The sequence below is a fragment of the Herbiconiux liangxiaofengii genome, assembly GCF_041927335.1.
Classification (GTDB): domain Bacteria; phylum Actinomycetota; class Actinomycetes; order Actinomycetales; family Microbacteriaceae; genus Herbiconiux; species Herbiconiux liangxiaofengii.
The window spans coordinates 116,134-133,211 of record NZ_JBHFHD010000005.1 but is presented as its reverse complement, the minus strand read 5'-3'; the positions used below and the strand labels follow the sequence as shown (position 1 = coordinate 133,211).

The window sequence follows — 17,078 nt, the reverse complement described above, 5'->3', positions numbered from 1 at the left end:
GTGAGAGGGCGATTCGGCGCAACTCGGCGAGGGTCAGGGGAGTGCGCGGCCGAAGGTGGTGTGCAGGCCCGGGGAGAAGAGCACCGAGTCGGGCGGGCGGGCGGCGAGGGTGGGGAAGCCTGCGGCGGCGAGCAGCTCGTCGTCGAGGAAGCGCAGTTCGGCGTCGACCAGCTGCCACGCCGGATGCTCGTTCGGGATGTAGCGGGTACGCCCACCGCGAGCGATGTGCAGCCCCCACCGCGCCGTGAGGAACACGGCCAGCTCGTCGTCGGACCGGTCGATCGCGAGCGGACGGGCGTCGATCCGGGAGTGCGGACCGGGCCGGCCGCCCCGGCCGTTCGCGCCGGTCCGCTCGGAGCGGTAGCTGATGACACCCTCGGCGTCGGTGGCGATCGACATGCGCGCCCAGCGGTAGGGCAGGCCGAAGAGCGCCTGCGCGGCCGCGACCGCGGCGAGCCGGGACGACTCCAGCGACGAGAAGACCACTCCGCGCCGCCCGTCGTCGCCCACCGAGTACAGGCGCACGTTGATCTCCGGGAAGGTGCCGGCGTACGGGATGGGCCCGAGGGCGCGGAATCCCGGCGCGGTGGCGTTCGCCAGCCGGAACGGGATGAGCCCCACCCACGCCGAGCCGTCGAACACGTCGGGCCGGGTTCCGGGCGGCAGGTGCGGCGCCACCTCGGCCGGGTCGACCCGCCAGTGCAGGAAGGTCAGCGACTGCCAGTCCTGCTCGTGCAGCACGCCCGCGAGCGGAGGAGCTGTGCGGCTGAGCGGTGCGGCATCCGGGGCGGAGGTCATTCGTCGGCGTCGATGCCGATGACCGCGATGTCGACGCCGGGCGAGAGCAGGATGTCGGCGCGCTTGTACTTGCCCTCCCCCACGTTGACCTCGAGCCAGGTGGGAACGGCCGTCTCGACCGCCGAGCGGATCTCTTCTTTCAGCTCGTCGAGGTCGCGCCCGGAGACCGAGTACTGCTTGCCCGCGTAGAGGATGTTGATGCGCTTGACCACGGTGTCGATGGTACTCGCGAGGCTCCGCCCGTGTACCCCCCGGCGACGGTACCCTCGGAAGGTGACCACGATCGCGACTCCGTACGAAGACCTGCTCCGCGACACCCTCGAGAACGGCACCCCGAAATCGGATCGCACGGGTACCGGCACCCGCAGCGTGTTCGGCCGGCAGCTGCGCTTCGACCTCTCCGAGGGCTTTCCGCTCATCACCACCAAGCGCGTGCACTTCAAGTCGATCGCGTACGAGCTGCTCTGGTTCCTGCGTGGCGAGAGCAACGTGCGCTGGCTGCAGGAGAACGGCGTCTCGATCTGGGACGAGTGGGCCGATGCCGACGGCGAGCTGGGCCCGGTGTACGGGGTGCAGTGGCGCTCCTGGCCGAGCCCGACCGGCGAGCACATCGACCAGATCAGCCAGGTGATCGACACCATCCGCACGAACCCCGACTCGCGGCGCATGATCGTGTCGGCCTGGAACGTGGCCGAGATCCCCGAGATGGCACTGGCCCCCTGCCACGCGCTGTTCCAGTTCTACGTGGCCGACGGCAAGCTCTCCTGCCAGCTCTACCAGCGCAGCGCCGACCTGTTCCTCGGGGTGCCCTTCAACATCGCCAGCTACGCCCTGCTCACCCACCTGATCGCCGCCCAGACCGGCCTCGAGGTGGGCGACTTCGTGTGGACGGGTGGCGACTGCCACATCTACGACAACCACGTGGAGCAGGTGCGCGAACAGCTCACCCGCGCGCCCTTCGCGCCTCCGACGCTGCGCATCACGGCCGAGCGGTCGAGCGTGTTCGACTACGAGTACGGCGACCTCGAGATCGTGGGCTACGAGCACCACCCCGCCATCCGCGCCGCGGTGGCCGTGTGACCGTCTCGCTCATCTGGGCCGAGGCTCACGGCGGCGTGATCGGCGAGGCCGGCTCGATCCCCTGGCACCTGCCGGAAGACCTGGCGCACTTCCGCGAGCTCACCGCGGGCGCCACGGTGGTGATGGGGCGCAAGACCTGGGACTCGCTGCCCGAGCGCTTCCGCCCGCTCCCCGGGCGCCGCAACGTGGTGGTGACCAGGCAGGCCGACTGGGCCGCCGAGGGCGCCGAACGGGCGGGCTCGGTTCAGGATGCCGTCACCGCCTCAGGCGGCGACGGTCGCGACACCTGGGTGATCGGCGGCGGCGAGATCTACCGCCAGGCCCTCCCCCAGGCCGACCGGCTCGAGATCACCGAGGTCGACCTCGCCGTGGCCGGAGACACCCGGGCCCCGCTGTTCGACGGGGCCGAGTGGGTGCGGATGCCGACGCCCACCGCGGACTGGATCGAGTCGAAGACGGGCATCCGCTACCGCTTCGTGACGCTGAGCCGCCGGGCGGCGACTCAGTCGTAGATGTGCGCCACCGTCCAGTGGCTGCTGCCGTGGGCGCGCACCACGTCGAAGACGAGACTGACGTCGTGTTCGTCGGTGGCCTGGAAGCGCCACGCAGCGAACGTGGGAGCGTGGGTGCCCCAGTAGAGGCCCTCGGGCTCGGTGGGGCGGTCGGACACCCGCCAGCGCCGGCCCTGCCAGAGCATGCGCACCGGCACGGTGCCGTCGAACCAGAGCGTGGCGTGCTCGGTCAGATCGATGGTTCTCATGAGGACTCCCGCGATATTCGAAAGTGTGTTCGAATGTCACTATGCCCCGAGATGGGCCGACACGCCAAGCGGCGGCGTGCCGGCCCCGACCCGAACTCGAGTCGGCCGCGGGTCAGACCGCGGCGGTCTGCTCGCGGCGCGGCAGCTTCCAGCCCGGCCGCACGTAGTGGCAGGTGTATCCGTTGGGGTACATCTCCAGGTAGTCCTGGTGCTCGGGCTCGGCCTCCCAGAACGGCCCGGCGGCCGCGACCTCGGTGACGACCTTGCCCGGCCAGAGCCCGGAGGCGTCGACGTCGGCGATGGTGTCCTCCGCGATGCGGCGCTGCTCGTCATTGTCGTAGAAGATCGCCGAGCGGTAGCTCGTGCCCACGTCGTTGCCCTGGCGGTTCTTGGTCGACGGGTCGTGGATCTGGAAGAAGAACTCCAGCAGCTCGCGGTAGTCGGTGCGCGTCGGGTCGTAGGTGATCTCGATCGCCTCCGCGTGCGTGCCGTGCTTGCGGTAGGTGGCGTTCGGCACGTCTCCGCCGGTGTAGCCGACGCGGGTGTCGAGCACCCCGGGGCGGCGGCGGATGAGATCCTCCATGCCCCAGAAACAGCCTCCGGCCAGAACGGCGCGGGCGGTGGTGGTGTCGTTCGCGGTCATCGTGCACTCTTCTCTGTGACGGCGCCCGTGGCATCCGTCGTCGTGTCGAACAGGGTCAGGAAGTCGCCGTAGCCCTCGGCCTCGAGCTCGTCGAGAGCCACGAAGCGGAGCGCTGCGGAATTGATGCAGTAGCGCAGGCCACCGGCCTCACGGGGCCCGTCGGGGAAGACGTGCCCCAGGTGGCTGTCACCGCTGGCCGAACGCACCTCGGTGCGCGCCATGCCCCAGCTGCGATCGGTCTTGGTGACCACGTTCGCGGGATCGAGCGGAACGGTGAAGCTCGGCCAACCGGAGCCGCTGTCGTACTTGTCGGTGGAGGCGAACAGGGGCTCGCCCGTGACGACGTCGACGTAGATGCCGTCGCGGTGCTCGTCCCAGTACTGGTTGCGGAAGGCCGGCTCGGTCTGGTCGTCCTGGGTCACCCGGCGCTGCTGCCGGGTGAGACGCGCGAGCGCCTCGGGGGTTACCTGGTAGTTCTTGGTCACGTGAGCTCCTCGGTCACGCGCCGCTGGCTGCGGCGTCATAGAGAAGAACAATCGTTCTGCCCGAATAGTTCCCGCTCGCGCCGGATCGTCAGACCACGGTGACGAGCGTGCGCTGCCAGCCCGAGGTGCCGTTGGGCACGATCGGAGCCCGGTCCTCGATCTGCAGGTTGCCGGCCTTGTCGACGGCGCGCACGGCGATGTAGTGCGTGCCCGCGGTGGGGGTCCAGTCGACGTACCACTGCACCCAGGTGTCGACGTTCACGGCGGTGGAGAGCGTCGCGGGCTGCCAGTCGCCGTTGTCGATCTGCACCTCCACGCGCTCGATCCCCACGGTCTGCGCCCAGGCGACCCCGGCGATCTTCGCCGGGCCGGCGGCGACCTGCTTGTCGACGCGCGGGGTGTCGATGCGCGAGGACATCTTGATGGGAGCTTCGGCGTCGTAGCCGCGCGGGGTCCAGTAGGCCTGGTCGGCCTCGAACGTGGTGATCTTCAGCTCGGTGAGCCACTTGGTGGCCGACACGTAGCCGTACAGGCCGGGTACCACCATCCGCACCGGGAAGCCGTGTTCGAACGGCAGCGGCTGGCCGTTCATGGCGACCGCGAGGATGGCGTCGATGCCGTCGTCGGTGACGGAGGCGAGCGGGGTGCTCGCGGTGTAGCCGTCGACGCTCTGCGAGAGCAGCATGTCGGCCCCCGACTGCGGCTTCGCCAGGGCGATCACGTCGCGGAGGGGGACACCCTGCCACATCGCCGAGCCGACGAGCCCGCCGCCCACCTCGTTCGAGACGCAGGTGAGCGTGATGGAGTACTCGTCCAGGCCCATGTCGAGAAGGTCCTGGAAGCTCAGCGTGATCTCCTGGTCGACCATTCCGGTGATCTTCAGGCTCCAGGTGGCCGGATCGATCTGCGGCACCGTGAGGGCGGTGTCGACCCGGTAGAAGTCGGCATTCGAGGTGTACAGCGACGAGAGCCCGTCGATGTCGAACTCGGCACCCGCCGGCACCGTGACCGTCGAGCGCGGGGCCGGCAGGGCCAGAGAATCGCGGATGCCGGCGAGTGACGAGGTGGCCGCCGACACGAGGCGGGCCCCCGATCCGACCACGGCCGAGGCGGCGGCCACGATGGCGGTTCCGACCAGGAAGCGCCGGCGGTCGACGCCGCTGCCGCGAGGGGCGTCGGCAACGGGGTCGGATGCCGGGGCGGTCTCGTCGGGGCGGGCGTACTCACGGACATCCGGAGCCGCGGTGAGCGCGGCCGACCGCGCCCGCACCGCCTCGCGCCAGCGGGAGAGCCGCCGCACGAGGAGATGCAGGATGACGATGCCGACGACCGTGCCGACGAGGGTGGGCACCGACGCGAACGCGGTGGCGGCCGCGCGGGTGACGATGGCGGCGACGGCGAGGCCGCCCGCCAGAGCGAACAGCACCAGGCCGAGCGGACGTTTGGCGAGCTGGAGCACCCCGGCGAGCGCCGCGGCGATCACCACGGCCAGGCCGATGGAGGCGAGCAGGAAGATCTTGTCGTTGGCCCCGAACGCCGCGATGGCGAACTCCTTCGCCTCGCGGGGCACGATGTCGATCACGAACGAGCCCACGGCGAGCACGGGGCTGCCGTCGCGGGCGACCACCAGGGCGATGAGTTCGGCCACCGCCAGCAGGGCACCGGCACTGGCGACACCGGCGAAAGCCGCGTAGAGCCAGAAGCGCTTGCGGGGCGTGCGACGGGTCGTGCCGGGGCCGTCGGCTCTGGCCGGGTGGGCGGATGCTGCCCGAGGGGTGTTCGGGGCGTTGCGGTCGACGGTACCCATGGCGGCCTCCTGAGCTCGGTGTTCTGGAGGTGTTCGGAGCGCACGGGTCGAGCGCTTGGCGTGGGCGCGGTATCGGGACAGGCTGGGACGGCGAGGCGGATCGCGGTCTCCGCCCCACTCGAGCGGAGGACCCATGACGTCGCTGTCGATGCTGATCACGCGGCAGCTGCTGCGGCTTCGGCCGAGCGCCTTCGGCTCGGCGGAGCGGGTCGACGCCGCCATCCGGACGCGGAGACCGACCGCCCCCGTCACCCGTGCGCTGCGGCGGCGCTGCCGGGTGAGCGAGGAGGAGGTGCTCGGGGCCCGCGTGCTGCGATTCGAGCCGCGGAAGCCGCGGGCCGGGGCGCCCGAGCTGGTGTACCTGCACGGCGGCGCGTACGTGTTCGCGCTGCGCACACCGCACTGGTGGATCATCGACCGGGTGATCGGCCTCACCGGAGCGACCGTGACGGTTCCGCTGTACCCGCGGGCGCCCGAGCACTCGTTGAGCGAGGCGCTGCCCGTGGTCGACGCGGTGCTCACCGAGGTGCGCCGGCGGGCCGGACGGCGGCGGGTGTTCCTGGCGGGCGACTCGGCCGGCGGCGGACTCGCGCTCGCCCACACGATCGTGCGGCGTGACCGGGGCGGCGATCTGCCCGACGGACTGCTGCTGTTCTCACCCTGGCTCGACGCCACCCTGTCGAACCCCGACGTGCCCCGGCTCGAGCGACTCGACCCCGTGCTCGATGCCGCCGGCCTCGTGCACTGCGCCGAGCTCTGGGCGCGCGGCGGCGACATCTCGGGCCGGCTCGTGAGCCCGCTCGGCGATTCGCTCGAGGGGTTGCCACCGACGTTCGTGTACCAGGGAGACCACGACGTTCTGGCGGCCGACGCGACGGCGTTCGCGGCGAAAGCCGATCGGGCCGCGCGAACGGGTGCGACGCGGGTTCGGGATGCGCGTCCCGCCCGGTCTCCGGTGGAGCTGCGGGTCTACCGCGGGGCGTTCCACGTGTTCGTGGGTGCGGTGTACACGCCCGAGGCGAGGCGGGCCCTGGCGCACGCCGCGGGGGTGCTGGGGCGGCGGTAGGACGACGCGGACCGGGTTCGGGCCCGACATCCTGCCCGGCTCGAGTCAGAGGACGCGTTCGAGCAGGGTGATGACCTCGACGTGCCCGGTGTTCGGGAACATGTCGAACAGGCGTGCGCGGCGCACCGTGAAGGAGGGCATCGCGGCGAGGTCGGTGGCGAGGGTCACCGGGTTGCAGCTGGAGTAGACGACGTGGCGCACTCCCGAGCTCTCGAGCCAGCCCGCCAGAGCGGGCCCGATGCCGCGGCGGGGCGGGTTCACCAGCACGAGCTCGGGCGGTTCGGGAGCGGCGAGCGCGAAGGCCGTGGCGTCGGCGGTCTCGAAGCGCACGGTGTCGAGCCCGAGGGCGGCCGCGGTCTGGCGGGCGCTCGCGACCGCCTCGGCGCTCACCTCGATGCCCACCACGTCGCGTGGGCGGACGGTCGACGGGCCGACATCCGTCGACGTGCCGCGACCGGGCCCTGCGGCGTGCAGGGCGAACCCGCCCACGCCGCAGTACAGATCCCAGAGCGAGGCCGGGTCGACCTCGTCGATCCATTCGCGCGCCTGGGCGTAGAGCCCCACCGCGATGGCCGTGTTGGTCTGGAAGAAGCTCTGTGGCCGCAGGTCGAGCGCGACCGCCGGCAACCGCATCGACAGCGTCTCGCGATCGGTGAGCACGATCTCGCGCTCGCCCTCCACGATCGCCTTGTGCTCGGGCTGCAGGTTCACCGACACCACCACGGCGGCCGGCAGCTGCCGCTGCAGCCAGGCGAGCTCGCGCCGGATGCGGTGCACACCCTCGTCGCTGCGCAGCACGAACCGCAGCATCAGTTCACCGTCGGGCGACTCGGTGACGAGCACGTACTTCAGCTCGCCTCGGCGCTCGGGAACCGAGTACGGCTGCAGCCGCGCACGCGTGACGAAGGCGGCGAGCGCGGGCATCGCATCCCGGATGCCGTCGAGCGGCAGCGGGCAGCCCGTGAGGTCGACGCCCCGCTGCGCACCGTCGAGGATGCCGAGCGTCGGCACCTCGACGGTGCCGCCGACGACCATCTTGGCCTTGTTGCGGAACCCCGACTGGGCACTGGTGGCGGCGGGCAGCCACCGGGCATCCGGGAACGCGGCGAGGAGCTCGCGGGTGCGTGCCTCTTTGCCTGAGAGCTGCTGCTCGTAGGGCTGATCGAGCAGCGTGCAGGAACGGCACACGCCGGCGTCGAAGTAGGAGCACTGCATGGCGAGCCAGTCTAGGCGGCGGCTGGGCCGGGCCGGTCGCTCGCGGGCCCCCGGCCGGGCACCCGCTCCTCGTGTGACGTTAAGGTTCCGTTGGGCTGGGGAGCGTAGATTCGGGCGCATGGACATGTTGCAGGACAACCCGACCGTCGACACCTCCGCTCTCCCCTCGACCGCGCCCGCCGAGGGCCGGATCGACTTCGTGCACGACGACGAGCGGTTCACGCTCGAGGCGCTGCGGCCTCGCACGTGGATCCTCTCGCGCGTGACCCGTTACAGCACCACCACGCTGTTCACGGTGCACGAGCTCGACGGCACCTGGCGCGCGTACCGGCACGACGGTCGCGTGACGCGCCTCGACGCCGCGAGCCTGACGGAGCTGCTCGGGCGCGCTCTGGCCTGAGTGAGGCCCTCCGGCGCTCTGTCGCTCAGCGGGGTGGGATGCGCCGCGTGCCGCGGTTGGCCGCGCTCAGGCGGCGGGCGGTGAGCACGCACAGGGCCACGCCCACGGCGAGGGCGACCCCGCCGAGCGCGAGGGTGGTGTCGAGCACACCGCGGGTGACGTCATCGCGCGCGGTGTAGAGGAACACGAGCGAGGCGAGCACCCCGAGCGCTCCGAGCATGGCCACGATGAGCCAGGCGAGGAAGCGGTGGGTGAGACTGTTGGCGTTCGTGATGGCCTCCGGATGCGACCTGGTTGACGTGCGGCAAGTATATTCGCGGGCCGCGGTGGTCAGCGGCCTCCGAGCCGGCCCACGATCTCGGCCGCGGTGGCGACCTGCCCGAGCGCCGGGAACACCCCGCCGACGGAGGCGTCGTGGCTCGACCGCCTCGGGTCGGTCATGGCGTCGACCGCCAGCACCACGCCGTAGCCGAGGTCGTAGGCCTGCCGGGCGGTCGACTCCACCCCGAAGCTCGTGGCCAACCCGGCCAGCACCACCTGGGTGATGCCGCGCTCGCGCAGCCGGTGATCGAGGTCGGTGCCGGCGAAGGCGCTCCAGGTGCGGCGGATGACCGCGAGATCGGTGGGCCGTCGGTCGAGCTCGGGTCGGAGCGCACCGAAACCGGGCGGGAACTCCCGGCCGCCGCTGCCGTACGCGGTGCGCCCGCCCGGGGTTCCGTCGACGGCCGAGAGCACCACCGTGAGGTCGTGGCCGCGGAAGGCCTCGAGCAGCTCGACGGAGTGGGCGATCACCTCGTCGACCGGGTGGGCCGTCGGCTGCCCGGTGGTACCGGCCTGCAGGTCGACGACCACGAGGGCAACCCGGTCGTCGAGCTCGAGTCCGGACCCCGTGGCACCACCTCCGCCTGGGGCCGCCGCTGCATCACTCGCCATCGAAGGTCACCATCACCTTGTCGGCGGCACGGGGCGTGCCCGCCATCACGAGGGCCGTCTCCACGTCGTCGAAGGCGAAGCGGTCGCTGATGATGTGCTGGTAGGTCTCCCAGTTCGCCACGATGTCGTCGGTGACCTCGAAGATCTCGTGCGGGTACCCCATCGCGGTGACGATGGTGAGCTCCGCCCCGAGGATGGCACCGAAGTCGACCTCGACGGGCTTCTTGTGCACGGCCACCACGCCGAGGGTCGCGCCGTGTTTCGCGGCACCGAGCGCGGTGGCGATCACCGCCGGGGCCCCGGCGGCATCCAGATAGATGTCGGTGGCGGGCTTGGCCTCGCCGCGACGAGAGGGTGCGGCACCCTGCAGCTCGATCAGCCGGGCCACCACGTCTTCTTCGGCCAAGTCGATCACCCCGTCGGCGCCCACGAGCAGGGCCTTCTCCAGCCGCGAGGGCACGATGTCGACCACCACCACGCTCTCGACCCCGGCCGCCTTGAAGCCGATGGCCGCCCCCAGGCCGATCGGGCCGGCCCCGAAGACCACCACCCGGTCGCCGGGCTTCGGGTTCACGCGGTTCACGGCGTGCCGGGCCACCGCCATCGGCTCGTTCAGGGCGGCGACCTCGAACGGGATGTGGTCGGGCACCACGGCCAGGCTCCGGCCGACTTCGGCGTTCTCGATCAGCAGGTAGTCGGCCAGGGCCCCGGTCGATCCCCCGTTGCCGATGATTCCGGATGGGGCGGCCATCGGGTTGATCACCACGTGAGCGCCCACCGCGATCCCCGCCACCTCGGCCCCCACGGCCACCACCTCGCCGGCCGGCTCGTGGCCGAGAGGGGTGTCGCCCTGCCGCGGCGGGATGCCACCGAGGGAGATGTAGAAGGTGTCGGAGCCGCAGATGCCGCAGGCTCGCACCTTCACCAGCACATCCTGCGGACCCACCTCGGGAACACGGGTCTGCAGCACGCTCACCTCGCCGGGGGCGGTCACGGTGGCCCGTCGCATGGTGGTCGGGCGGGGGGACCCGCCGCTCGTCTCGGTCATCGCATGTCTCCTTCGAGGCCGTCTCGGGTCGGCTGTCGTTAAGCTAGCCGATCGGCTACTTTGGGTCAATCGCGGCCGCGTCGATCGCACATAGGATCTCGGGAGAGGAGGACGACGGATGGGCAGGCCCCCGGGGCGACGCGGTGAGAGCCGCCGGCGACTTCTCGACGCGGCGCTGAGCCTGTTCGCCCAGCACGGGGTGAACGGCACGTCACTGCAGATGATCGCCGACGCCCTCGGCGTCACCAAGGCGGCCGTCTACCACCAGTTCGCGTCGAAGGACGCGATCGTGCTGGCGGTGGCGACTCCGGCCCTGGACCGGATGACGTCGGCGGTCACCTACGCCGAGAGCTTGACCACCCCGGCCGGACGCTTCGACGCGATGCTCGACGGACTGGTGGAACTGGTGCTGGAGCACCGGGAGTTCGCTGCGGCGCTGCAACGGGATCCGGAGATGGCGCGCCTCCTGCGCGGCGACGCCCGCTACCTGTCGGCGACGACGCGCTTCGACCGGGTGCTGATCGGCGATCAACCGTCCCCCGAGGCGCGGGTCGCCCTCGCCGCAGCCGGAGGCGGCCTCATGGTGGCGGGCGTCGATCCGTCTCTCGCGGGAGTCGATTCCGCCACGGTCCGCCGGGTGCTCCGCGACTCGGCGGCCGCGGTATTGGCACCGTACCGGCCCTGACGTCTCGTCGGTCAGGCGCGGGACGCGGCCTCGCGGGCGAGGGTGAGGTAGACGCTGGCGGTCCAGGTGTAGGCACGGTCGCGGAGGCCCTCGCCGGTCAGCGCGTCGAAGTTCTCGGCGAACCCCGATTGCTCGCAGAGGCGGCGGAACCGTGCGCTGATCGTGTCGGCGAGTTGCACCGCGCCGGCCCGACGGAGTCCGTCTTCGACGATAGCTGTCGACGGCGCCCAGATGGGCCCCCGCCAGTAGCCGTCGTCGGCGTACTCCGGGGTGTCGACGAGCTGGGTGGCCGGCCCGAACTCGGTGAGGTGCCGTTCGATCCGGCGCGCGAGGGCCGCCGTCTGCGACTCCGGGAGGTGGCCGGCCGCCACGATCGGCAGAGAGTTGAGCAGCGAGGTCTTCTTGCTGGCGCGCCCGCTCACCGCCGCCCGCGCGATGTAGGTGTCGCCATCCCACAGCTCCCCCAGCGCCACCAGCATGGCGCTCTCCTCCCGGCGCCAGCGATCGGCCTCGCCCGCGCGGCCGAGTTCGTCGGCGAGCCCGGCGAGCACCGAGAACTGCACCACCAGGAAGGCGGCGAGGTCGGGCGCCTCGGTCAGCCGGTCGTGGTCGAAGGTGGTGGAGTTGTCCCACCCGCTGTCGTTGCCGTGCTGGTAGTGCGCGAGCGCATGGCCGGGCACGCGGCGGCGCTCCAGCCAGAACTCCGTCCAGCGCACGAGCGCGTCGTAGATCTCACCCAACGCGGCCGGATCGAGAGGCTCGGCCAGCACGGCCCGGAGCTTCTGCAGGGCCCAGCCGTGGATGGGCGGCTTGACGAAGTTGTAGAGCACCTCGGAGTGCGTCACCGAGTCGGGCAGCGCTCCGCTGTCGTCCTGGAAGTCGAACACGATCCGGAACTGGTCGAGCGCCTCGGCGGGCAGCCCCGGCGCCAGGGCGAGCGCGTTGAAGCAGTGGTCCCAGCTCCACACCTTGTCCATCCAGTGCTTCGACATGAAGACCGATTCGCGTCGCAGGAACCCTGCCGGCGCGACAGTCGCCGACCAGAGCACGTAGGCCGCGGCCACCACCGCGGGCGAGTCCTCCGTGCGCCAGCCGGCGATGCGCTCGACGTAGTCGTCGAACTCCGCCGCCGCCGAGGCGACGACGTCGTCGAAGCCGCGCGCCGCCCGGTAAGGCGCTCGTGCGGTCTCGAACTCCTCGATCGCGATCTCCCACTCCGGCCCGGCCGCCACCACTGCTCGCTCGCTCGCGCCGAGGGCTTCCGCGCCGTGCAGCTCCAGCGCGCCGGCGAGGCTCGTGATGCGGTAGCGACGGCCGGTCTCGTACGACGTGAACACCGCCGACCCGTCCACCGGATCGCGGAAGAAGTAGGTGCCCGTGAAGGGGGTGAGTTCGGGGGTCGCATCGGCGATCCGGAGTCCGAGCCCGCGACCGCGCATCCGGATGGCGCTGCCCGACTCGAACACGGCATCGACGCGCCCGCCGTCGGCCGCCACCCAGCTGAGCACCGCCGGGCCCGCGACCACCTCGACCCCGCCCGAGGCCGGACCCTCGACAACGCCCCTGACGGGGACCGGCGCGAACGCGAACACGGCGTTCATGCCGGTCTGGTGCGACACCAGGTGGAGCGCTTCGCGCGCCTCGTGCAGCCCCACGACGGGAGAGATGTCGAGCCACGACCCGCGGCGACTGAACGGGATCTGCCGCACGTCGAAGCGGAGTGCCGAGGGCGATGAGGGCGATTGCGGAGACGGGGTGGTCACGGGGTCCTTTCGGAAGACGAGCAGAGGGCGAAGCGGCACCAGGTGGGGAGCACGATGGTCAGTCCTTCACCGCTCCGGCCGTCACACCGGCGGCCACGTAGCGCTGGGCCACGATGAGCAGCACGGCGGCCGGGATCGAGGCGACCACGGCGGTGGCCATGATGGCGTTCCACTCCTGGTTGTTGTTGCCGATGTAGCGGTAGATGCCCATGGTGATCGGCTGCAGCTTGCCGCCGCCGTCGAGCGTCGAGGCGAACAGGAAGTCCGACCACGACCACAGGAAGGCGAACAGCGACACCGTCACGATGGAGTTGCGGCTCACCGGCAGCACGATCGACCGGAACGTGCGCCAGTTGCTCGCGCCGTCGATCTTCGCCGCGTTCAGCAGCTCGTTCGGGATGCCGGCCATGAACGCCGTGAAGATGAGCACCCCGAACGGCACCGCCAGCGTGGAGTCGGCCAGGATGAGGCCGGGGATGGTGTTCATGATGCCGAGGTTCAGATAGATGGCATAGAACCCCATGGCCATGATGATGCCGGGGATCATCTGCGCCACCAGCAGCACGAAGCTCAGTGCACCGCCACCCGGGATGCGGAGCTTCGCGAGCGCGAAGGCCGCCGGAGCCGAGAGCACCACGGTGAGCACCACGGTTCCGATGCCGATGATGAAGCTGGTGCCCAGGAAGGGCAGCTGCTGCGACAGCACCGCCTCGTAGCCCTCGAAGGTGGGGTCGAACGGGAACAGGCTCGGCGGGTCCTGGCGCATCGCACCCGACTTGGTGAGCGAGACGTTGATCATCCAGTAGATCGGGAAGAGCATGACGCCGGTGAGCACCAGCCCGATGGCGGTGTCGAACCAGCGGCGGCGCACGGGGGTCATGAGGGATCCAATCGACGCTGGGCTCGGATGTAGATGAAGCCGAAGATCAGGGCGATCACGATGAGCAGGTTGCCCACCGCGGCGGCCGGCGACAGGTCGGGCAGGGCCGAGCCGAAGCCCAGTCGGTACGACCAGATGGCGAACGTGGTCGACGAGGAGCCGGGGCCGCCCTTGGTCATGATCCAGATGATGTCGAACACCTTGAGCGTGTACACCAGGCCGAGCAGCACCGTGATCGCGGAGACCGGGCGCAGCAGCGGGAAGGTGATTCGCCAGAACTTCTGCCAGCCGTTGGCGCCGTCGATCGAGGCGGCCTCGTAGACCTCCTCGGGAATGCTCTGCAACCCGCTGTAGAGGATGACGAGGTTGAACGGGATGCCGATCCAGATGTTCGCGAGGATCACCGCGACGAGCGAGAACTGGGGCGAGGTGAGCCAGTTGATCTGCCCGATGCCGAATGCCTCCAGGAAGGAGTTGACCACGCCGGAGTCGCTGTTGAGCATCCACGACCAGGTCGACGCCGACACGAGCAACGGCAGCAGCCACGGCACCAGGAAGAGGGCGCGCAGGGTGCCCGACAGCGGGAACCGGCGGAAGAAGAACACCGCCAGCGCGAGCCCGAAGGAGTACTGGAAGATGATCGACACCACCGTGAAGACGGCGGTGTTCAGCAGCGCCGGCGCGAAGGTGGCGTCGGAGATCACCGAGATGTAGTTGTCGAACCCCACGAACGGCGCCGAGCCGTCGATGAACGAGCGCACCGTGTAGTCGCGGAAGCTCAGTTCGAGGTTGCGGTAGAGCGGATAGGCGTAGAAGACGAGCAGGTAGATCACGACCGGAGCCGCGAACGCCCACCCGGCCCAGTGGCCCTTCAGCCGACGGCGGCGCGGAGCGGCCCCGGCCACCGGGGTGGCGGGTTCCTCGCCCGCCACCCCGTGACCGCGACCACGCTCAGCCGACCCAGAACGCGTCTCGGTCGCTGTCATGGTTGTCTTCTCTCGTTCGATGTTCCGGTGTTACTTCACGCCCGCGGCAGCGGACTCCTGGGCGGCCTTCAGCGCGTCGGCGGGCGACTGCGATCCGGTGAGCGACGCCTGCACCGCGGTCCAGAGCTGCTCCGAGATGATCGGGTAGTTCGTTCCGAGGTTGTCGCCGGTGCGGCCCTTCGCCGCGGACACGGCCTCCACCCAGGGCTCCAGGGTGGGGTCGGCAGCCAGCTGCGCCTTCTGGGCCGCCTCGGTGGGGGCGATGTAGTTCAGCGAGTTGTCGGTGTTCACCAGGTTGTCGGTGTCGGTGAGGCAGGACACGATCTTCGCCGAGGTCGCGTAGCGAGCGGAGTCCTTCTGCACGGGGATGCTCAGGAACTCGCCTCCCGTCGGCGCCGAGGCCGCTCCGCCGTCGGCCGCCGGGATGGGGATGACGTCGTAGCCGGCCTCCTTGGCGCTGGCCTTCTGCCAGGTGCCGTTCTCGGAGAACGCGAAGTCACCGGTGAGGAACTCCTCCCAGCTGGTGGTCTGCGTGTTGTTGATCACCGAGTTGGGGGCGTAGCCCTTCTGCACCCAGTCGGTCCACAGCTGCACGGCCGACTGCGCCTCGGTGGAGTCGAGCTCGGTGAGCTCGGCTCCCGATCCCCAGAACCAGGGCAGGAACTGGAAGCTGCCCTCCTCGGTGCCGATGCCGGAGAAGGTGATGCCCTTCTTGCCCGAGGCGGTCACCTTCTCGAGCGCGGCGGTGAGCGAGGACCAGTCCTTCACCGACGAGATGTCGACGCCGGCGGCCTTCAGCACCTCGGGGTTGTAGTACAGCGCCAGGGTGTTGGCCCCGACCGGAACCCCGTAGGTGGTGCCGTCGACCTGACCCGCCGAGATGAGGTTCTCGGCGAAGCTCGACACATCGAGCCCCGTCTCGTCGGACGAGGTGAGGATGCCGGCTTCGGCCAGGGTGGAGATGACGGGGTTGTCGACGAGCAGGATGTCGGGCGAGTTGCCCTGCTGGCCGGCGAGCAGCGCCTTGCTGGTGAGGTCGCTGGTGTCGTAGGCGGTTCGGGTGATGGTGGCTCCGGCGTCGGCGGCGCAGGAGTCGATGACCTTCGCCCACTCGCTGGTCTCGTCGTACTGGGGGTACGGGTCCCAGAAGGTGAACTCCCCGCCGGTGGCGGAGTCGGTGCTGGTGGAGGCGCCGGGGGTGGAGCAGCCGGCCAGGACGACTCCGACGACAGCGGTGAGGGCCAGGGCGCCCGCGGCGCGACCCCTCTTGGATGTGATCACGATATTCCTCTCTGAATGGTCGTTTCGGGTGTTCGGGTGGTGCGGTGTTCGGGGACTGCCTCGGTAAGTCGAACCGGTTCGATGGTCGGGCAAAAAAAGGGGCCGGGTGAGCCCGTCTCTCAGGCCGTGCTCCCCCGGATCGTCAGTTCGGGTTCGATGAACTTCACGACGGGCGGAGCGTAGTCCGAGTCGATGATGCGCCGAACCAGGTGCTGCACCGCTTCGCGGGCCAGCAGATCGGGCGAGGTCTCCACCGCCGTGTACGGCAGTCGGAAGCTCCGCCCGAAATCTCGGGGGAACAGGCTCACGACCGAGAGGTCGTCGGGCACCGCCGTGCCCCGTTCCTGCAGGATGCGCGGCAGCGCCGCGATGGACGCGTCGTTGTGCACGATCAAGCCGGTGGCCGTGGGCCGGGCGTCGAAGATGGCGTTCATGCTCCGGTCGATCGCGGGTTGCTGCGACTCGCCGTAGTAGGAGTACAGCGTCATGCCGTACCGAGTCGCACGCTCCATCGCCGCGTCGCGGAATCGCCACCCGTAGGCACCCCCGCGCTCGAAGACGTGCCGCGGCGGCGAGAGCAGGATGACCTCGCGATGGCCGAGCCCGTAGAGGTGGTCGACCAGCATCCGCGCCGACTCCCCGAAGTCGAGGTCGAACACGTCGACACCCTCCGTGTCGCGCGGGAGGCCCACCAGGGCGCCCGGCTGCCGGGCGTCGCGGAGGATCGACAGTCGGGGGTCGTCGTGGGTAACGTCCAACAGCAGCACGCCGTCGACCATGTTCGACGACGTGACCCGGCGCACAGCCGCGGGCCCGTCGGAATCGGTGACCATCAGGATGTCGTAGCCGGCATCCCGAGCGGCCTCGGAGACGGAGTAGATGTACTGCAGCATGGCGGGCGCGAACTCGTCGTCGTGGAACTGGAGGAAGAGCCCGAGCACCATCGTCTCCGAGGTGGCGAGCGCACGCGCTCCGGCATTCACGGTGAAGCCGAGACGGTGGATGGCCGCCTCGATGCGCTCCTGGGTCTCGCGGGAGATGGTGCGTTTGCCCGACAGGGCGTAGGAGACGGTGCTCCGAGACACGCCTGCTTCGCGCGCTACGTCTCCGATGGTGGCCACGGTGCTCCTCGTCTGGGCCGGTCTGCTTCGAACCGGTTCGATCAAAATAGACGCACATTCCGCGTTCGCGCAAGTACGAATGTCGTCGAACGCCCCGGTATGCGCCCGCTTCGGCCTGGCCACGCCG

General features: G+C 70.4%; 20 protein-coding genes. 5 read left to right on the top strand and 15 right to left on the bottom strand.

What is annotated here, in order from left to right; all coding sequences use genetic code 11:
• Positions 1–33: 33 nt before the first annotated feature.
• Positions 34–798 (bottom strand): YqjF family protein, encoded by a 765-nt coding sequence (locus ACEXOR_RS02945; protein WP_374847901.1) that lies wholly within the window; start codon positions 796–798, stop codon positions 34–36.
• A complete protein-coding gene (locus ACEXOR_RS02940) occupies positions 795–1,010 on the bottom strand; it encodes a hypothetical protein (RefSeq protein ID WP_374847900.1) in 216 nt (71 codons plus the stop codon). Before ACEXOR_RS02940 ends, ACEXOR_RS02945 begins: the two co-directional genes overlap by 4 nt.
• 61 nt (positions 1,011–1,071) lie before the next feature.
• Between ACEXOR_RS02940 and ACEXOR_RS02935 the strand changes: the two genes are divergently transcribed.
• Both ACEXOR_RS02935 and ACEXOR_RS02930 read left to right on the top strand, forming a co-directional pair.
• Entirely contained in the window at positions 1,072–1,878 is an 807-nt protein-coding gene (locus tag ACEXOR_RS02935) for a thymidylate synthase (protein ID WP_374847899.1), read from the top strand.
• A complete protein-coding gene (locus ACEXOR_RS02930; protein WP_374847898.1) occupies positions 1,875–2,390 on the top strand; it encodes a dihydrofolate reductase in 516 nt (171 codons plus the stop codon). Before ACEXOR_RS02935 ends, ACEXOR_RS02930 begins: the two co-directional genes overlap by 4 nt.
• Here ACEXOR_RS02930 and ACEXOR_RS02925 read toward each other — a convergent pair.
• The 4 genes from ACEXOR_RS02925 to ACEXOR_RS02910 form a co-directional block, all read right to left on the bottom strand.
• Positions 2,381–2,638, bottom strand: a complete 258-nt coding sequence (locus ACEXOR_RS02925; RefSeq protein WP_374847897.1) for a hypothetical protein — start codon at positions 2,636–2,638, stop codon at positions 2,381–2,383. The two genes, ACEXOR_RS02930 and ACEXOR_RS02925, sit on opposite strands and share 10 nt — an antisense overlap.
• A gap of 112 nt (positions 2,639–2,750) precedes the next feature.
• The gene (msrA, locus tag ACEXOR_RS02920) at positions 2,751–3,281 is read right to left on the bottom strand and encodes a peptide-methionine (S)-S-oxide reductase MsrA (protein WP_374847896.1); all 531 of its coding nucleotides are present in this window, start codon (positions 3,279–3,281) and stop codon (positions 2,751–2,753) included.
• On the bottom strand, positions 3,278–3,766 hold the full coding sequence (gene msrB / locus ACEXOR_RS02915; protein ID WP_374847895.1) for a peptide-methionine (R)-S-oxide reductase MsrB: 489 nt from the start codon (positions 3,764–3,766) through the stop codon (positions 3,278–3,280). The genes msrA and msrB overlap by 4 nt, the downstream gene beginning before the upstream one ends.
• Positions 3,767–3,854: 88 nt before the next feature.
• The gene (locus tag ACEXOR_RS02910; protein ID WP_374847894.1) at positions 3,855–5,573 is read right to left on the bottom strand and encodes a molybdopterin-dependent oxidoreductase; all 1,719 of its coding nucleotides are present in this window, start codon (positions 5,571–5,573) and stop codon (positions 3,855–3,857) included.
• 133 nt (positions 5,574–5,706) lie between these two features.
• Between ACEXOR_RS02910 and ACEXOR_RS02905 the strand changes: the two genes are divergently transcribed.
• Complete coding sequence (locus tag ACEXOR_RS02905; RefSeq protein ID WP_374847893.1) at positions 5,707–6,639, top strand: alpha/beta hydrolase; 933 nt, start codon at positions 5,707–5,709, stop codon at positions 6,637–6,639.
• 45 nt (positions 6,640–6,684) lie between these two features.
• Here the strand turns inward: ACEXOR_RS02905 and rlmC are convergent, their stop codons facing one another.
• On the bottom strand, positions 6,685–7,854 hold the full coding sequence (rlmC, locus tag ACEXOR_RS02900) for a 23S rRNA (uracil(747)-C(5))-methyltransferase RlmC (RefSeq protein WP_374847892.1): 1,170 nt from the start codon (positions 7,852–7,854) through the stop codon (positions 6,685–6,687).
• Between the two features lie 118 nt (positions 7,855–7,972).
• On the opposite strand from rlmC, the gene ACEXOR_RS02895 reads away from it, so the two are divergent.
• Complete coding sequence (locus ACEXOR_RS02895) at positions 7,973–8,254, top strand: hypothetical protein (RefSeq protein ID WP_374847891.1); 282 nt, start codon at positions 7,973–7,975, stop codon at positions 8,252–8,254.
• A gap of 25 nt (positions 8,255–8,279) precedes the next feature.
• Here ACEXOR_RS02895 and ACEXOR_RS02890 read toward each other — a convergent pair whose 3' ends face one another.
• From ACEXOR_RS02890 to ACEXOR_RS02880, 3 genes are all read right to left on the bottom strand, one after another.
• Positions 8,280–8,480 (bottom strand): hypothetical protein, encoded by a 201-nt coding sequence (locus ACEXOR_RS02890; RefSeq protein WP_374847890.1) that lies wholly within the window; start codon positions 8,478–8,480, stop codon positions 8,280–8,282.
• Between the two features lie 104 nt (positions 8,481–8,584).
• Complete coding sequence (locus ACEXOR_RS02885) at positions 8,585–9,187, bottom strand: cysteine hydrolase family protein (protein ID WP_374847889.1); 603 nt, start codon at positions 9,185–9,187, stop codon at positions 8,585–8,587.
• Positions 9,177–10,235 (bottom strand): zinc-dependent alcohol dehydrogenase, encoded by a 1,059-nt coding sequence (locus ACEXOR_RS02880; protein WP_374847888.1) that lies wholly within the window; start codon positions 10,233–10,235, stop codon positions 9,177–9,179. Before ACEXOR_RS02880 ends, ACEXOR_RS02885 begins: the two co-directional genes overlap by 11 nt.
• A gap of 118 nt (positions 10,236–10,353) precedes the next feature.
• Between ACEXOR_RS02880 and ACEXOR_RS02875 the strand changes: the two genes are divergently transcribed.
• Positions 10,354–10,920 carry a TetR/AcrR family transcriptional regulator gene (locus tag ACEXOR_RS02875; protein ID WP_374847887.1) on the top strand — a complete coding sequence of 189 codons (567 nt, stop codon included), beginning with the start codon at positions 10,354–10,356 and terminating at the stop codon, positions 10,918–10,920.
• Between the two features lie 11 nt (positions 10,921–10,931).
• Here the strand turns inward: ACEXOR_RS02875 and ACEXOR_RS02870 are convergent, their stop codons facing one another.
• The 5 genes from ACEXOR_RS02870 to ACEXOR_RS02850 all read right to left on the bottom strand — a co-directional run bounded on the left by ACEXOR_RS02870 (position 10,932) and on the right by ACEXOR_RS02850 (position 16,951).
• Positions 10,932–12,683 (bottom strand): amylo-alpha-1,6-glucosidase, encoded by a 1,752-nt coding sequence (locus tag ACEXOR_RS02870; RefSeq protein WP_374847886.1) that lies wholly within the window; start codon positions 12,681–12,683, stop codon positions 10,932–10,934.
• 58 nt (positions 12,684–12,741) lie between these two features.
• Entirely contained in the window at positions 12,742–13,563 is an 822-nt protein-coding gene (locus ACEXOR_RS02865) for a carbohydrate ABC transporter permease (RefSeq protein WP_374847885.1), read from the bottom strand.
• Positions 13,560–14,549, bottom strand: a complete 990-nt coding sequence (locus ACEXOR_RS02860) for a carbohydrate ABC transporter permease (RefSeq protein WP_374847884.1) — start codon at positions 14,547–14,549, stop codon at positions 13,560–13,562. Before ACEXOR_RS02860 ends, ACEXOR_RS02865 begins: the two co-directional genes overlap by 4 nt.
• Before the next feature lie 30 nt (positions 14,550–14,579).
• Positions 14,580–15,830 (bottom strand): sugar ABC transporter substrate-binding protein, encoded by a 1,251-nt coding sequence (locus ACEXOR_RS02855; RefSeq protein WP_374847883.1) that lies wholly within the window; start codon positions 15,828–15,830, stop codon positions 14,580–14,582.
• Between the two features lie 119 nt (positions 15,831–15,949).
• Entirely contained in the window at positions 15,950–16,951 is a 1,002-nt protein-coding gene (locus ACEXOR_RS02850) for a LacI family DNA-binding transcriptional regulator (protein WP_374847882.1), read from the bottom strand.
• Positions 16,952–17,078: the final 127 nt, after the last annotated feature.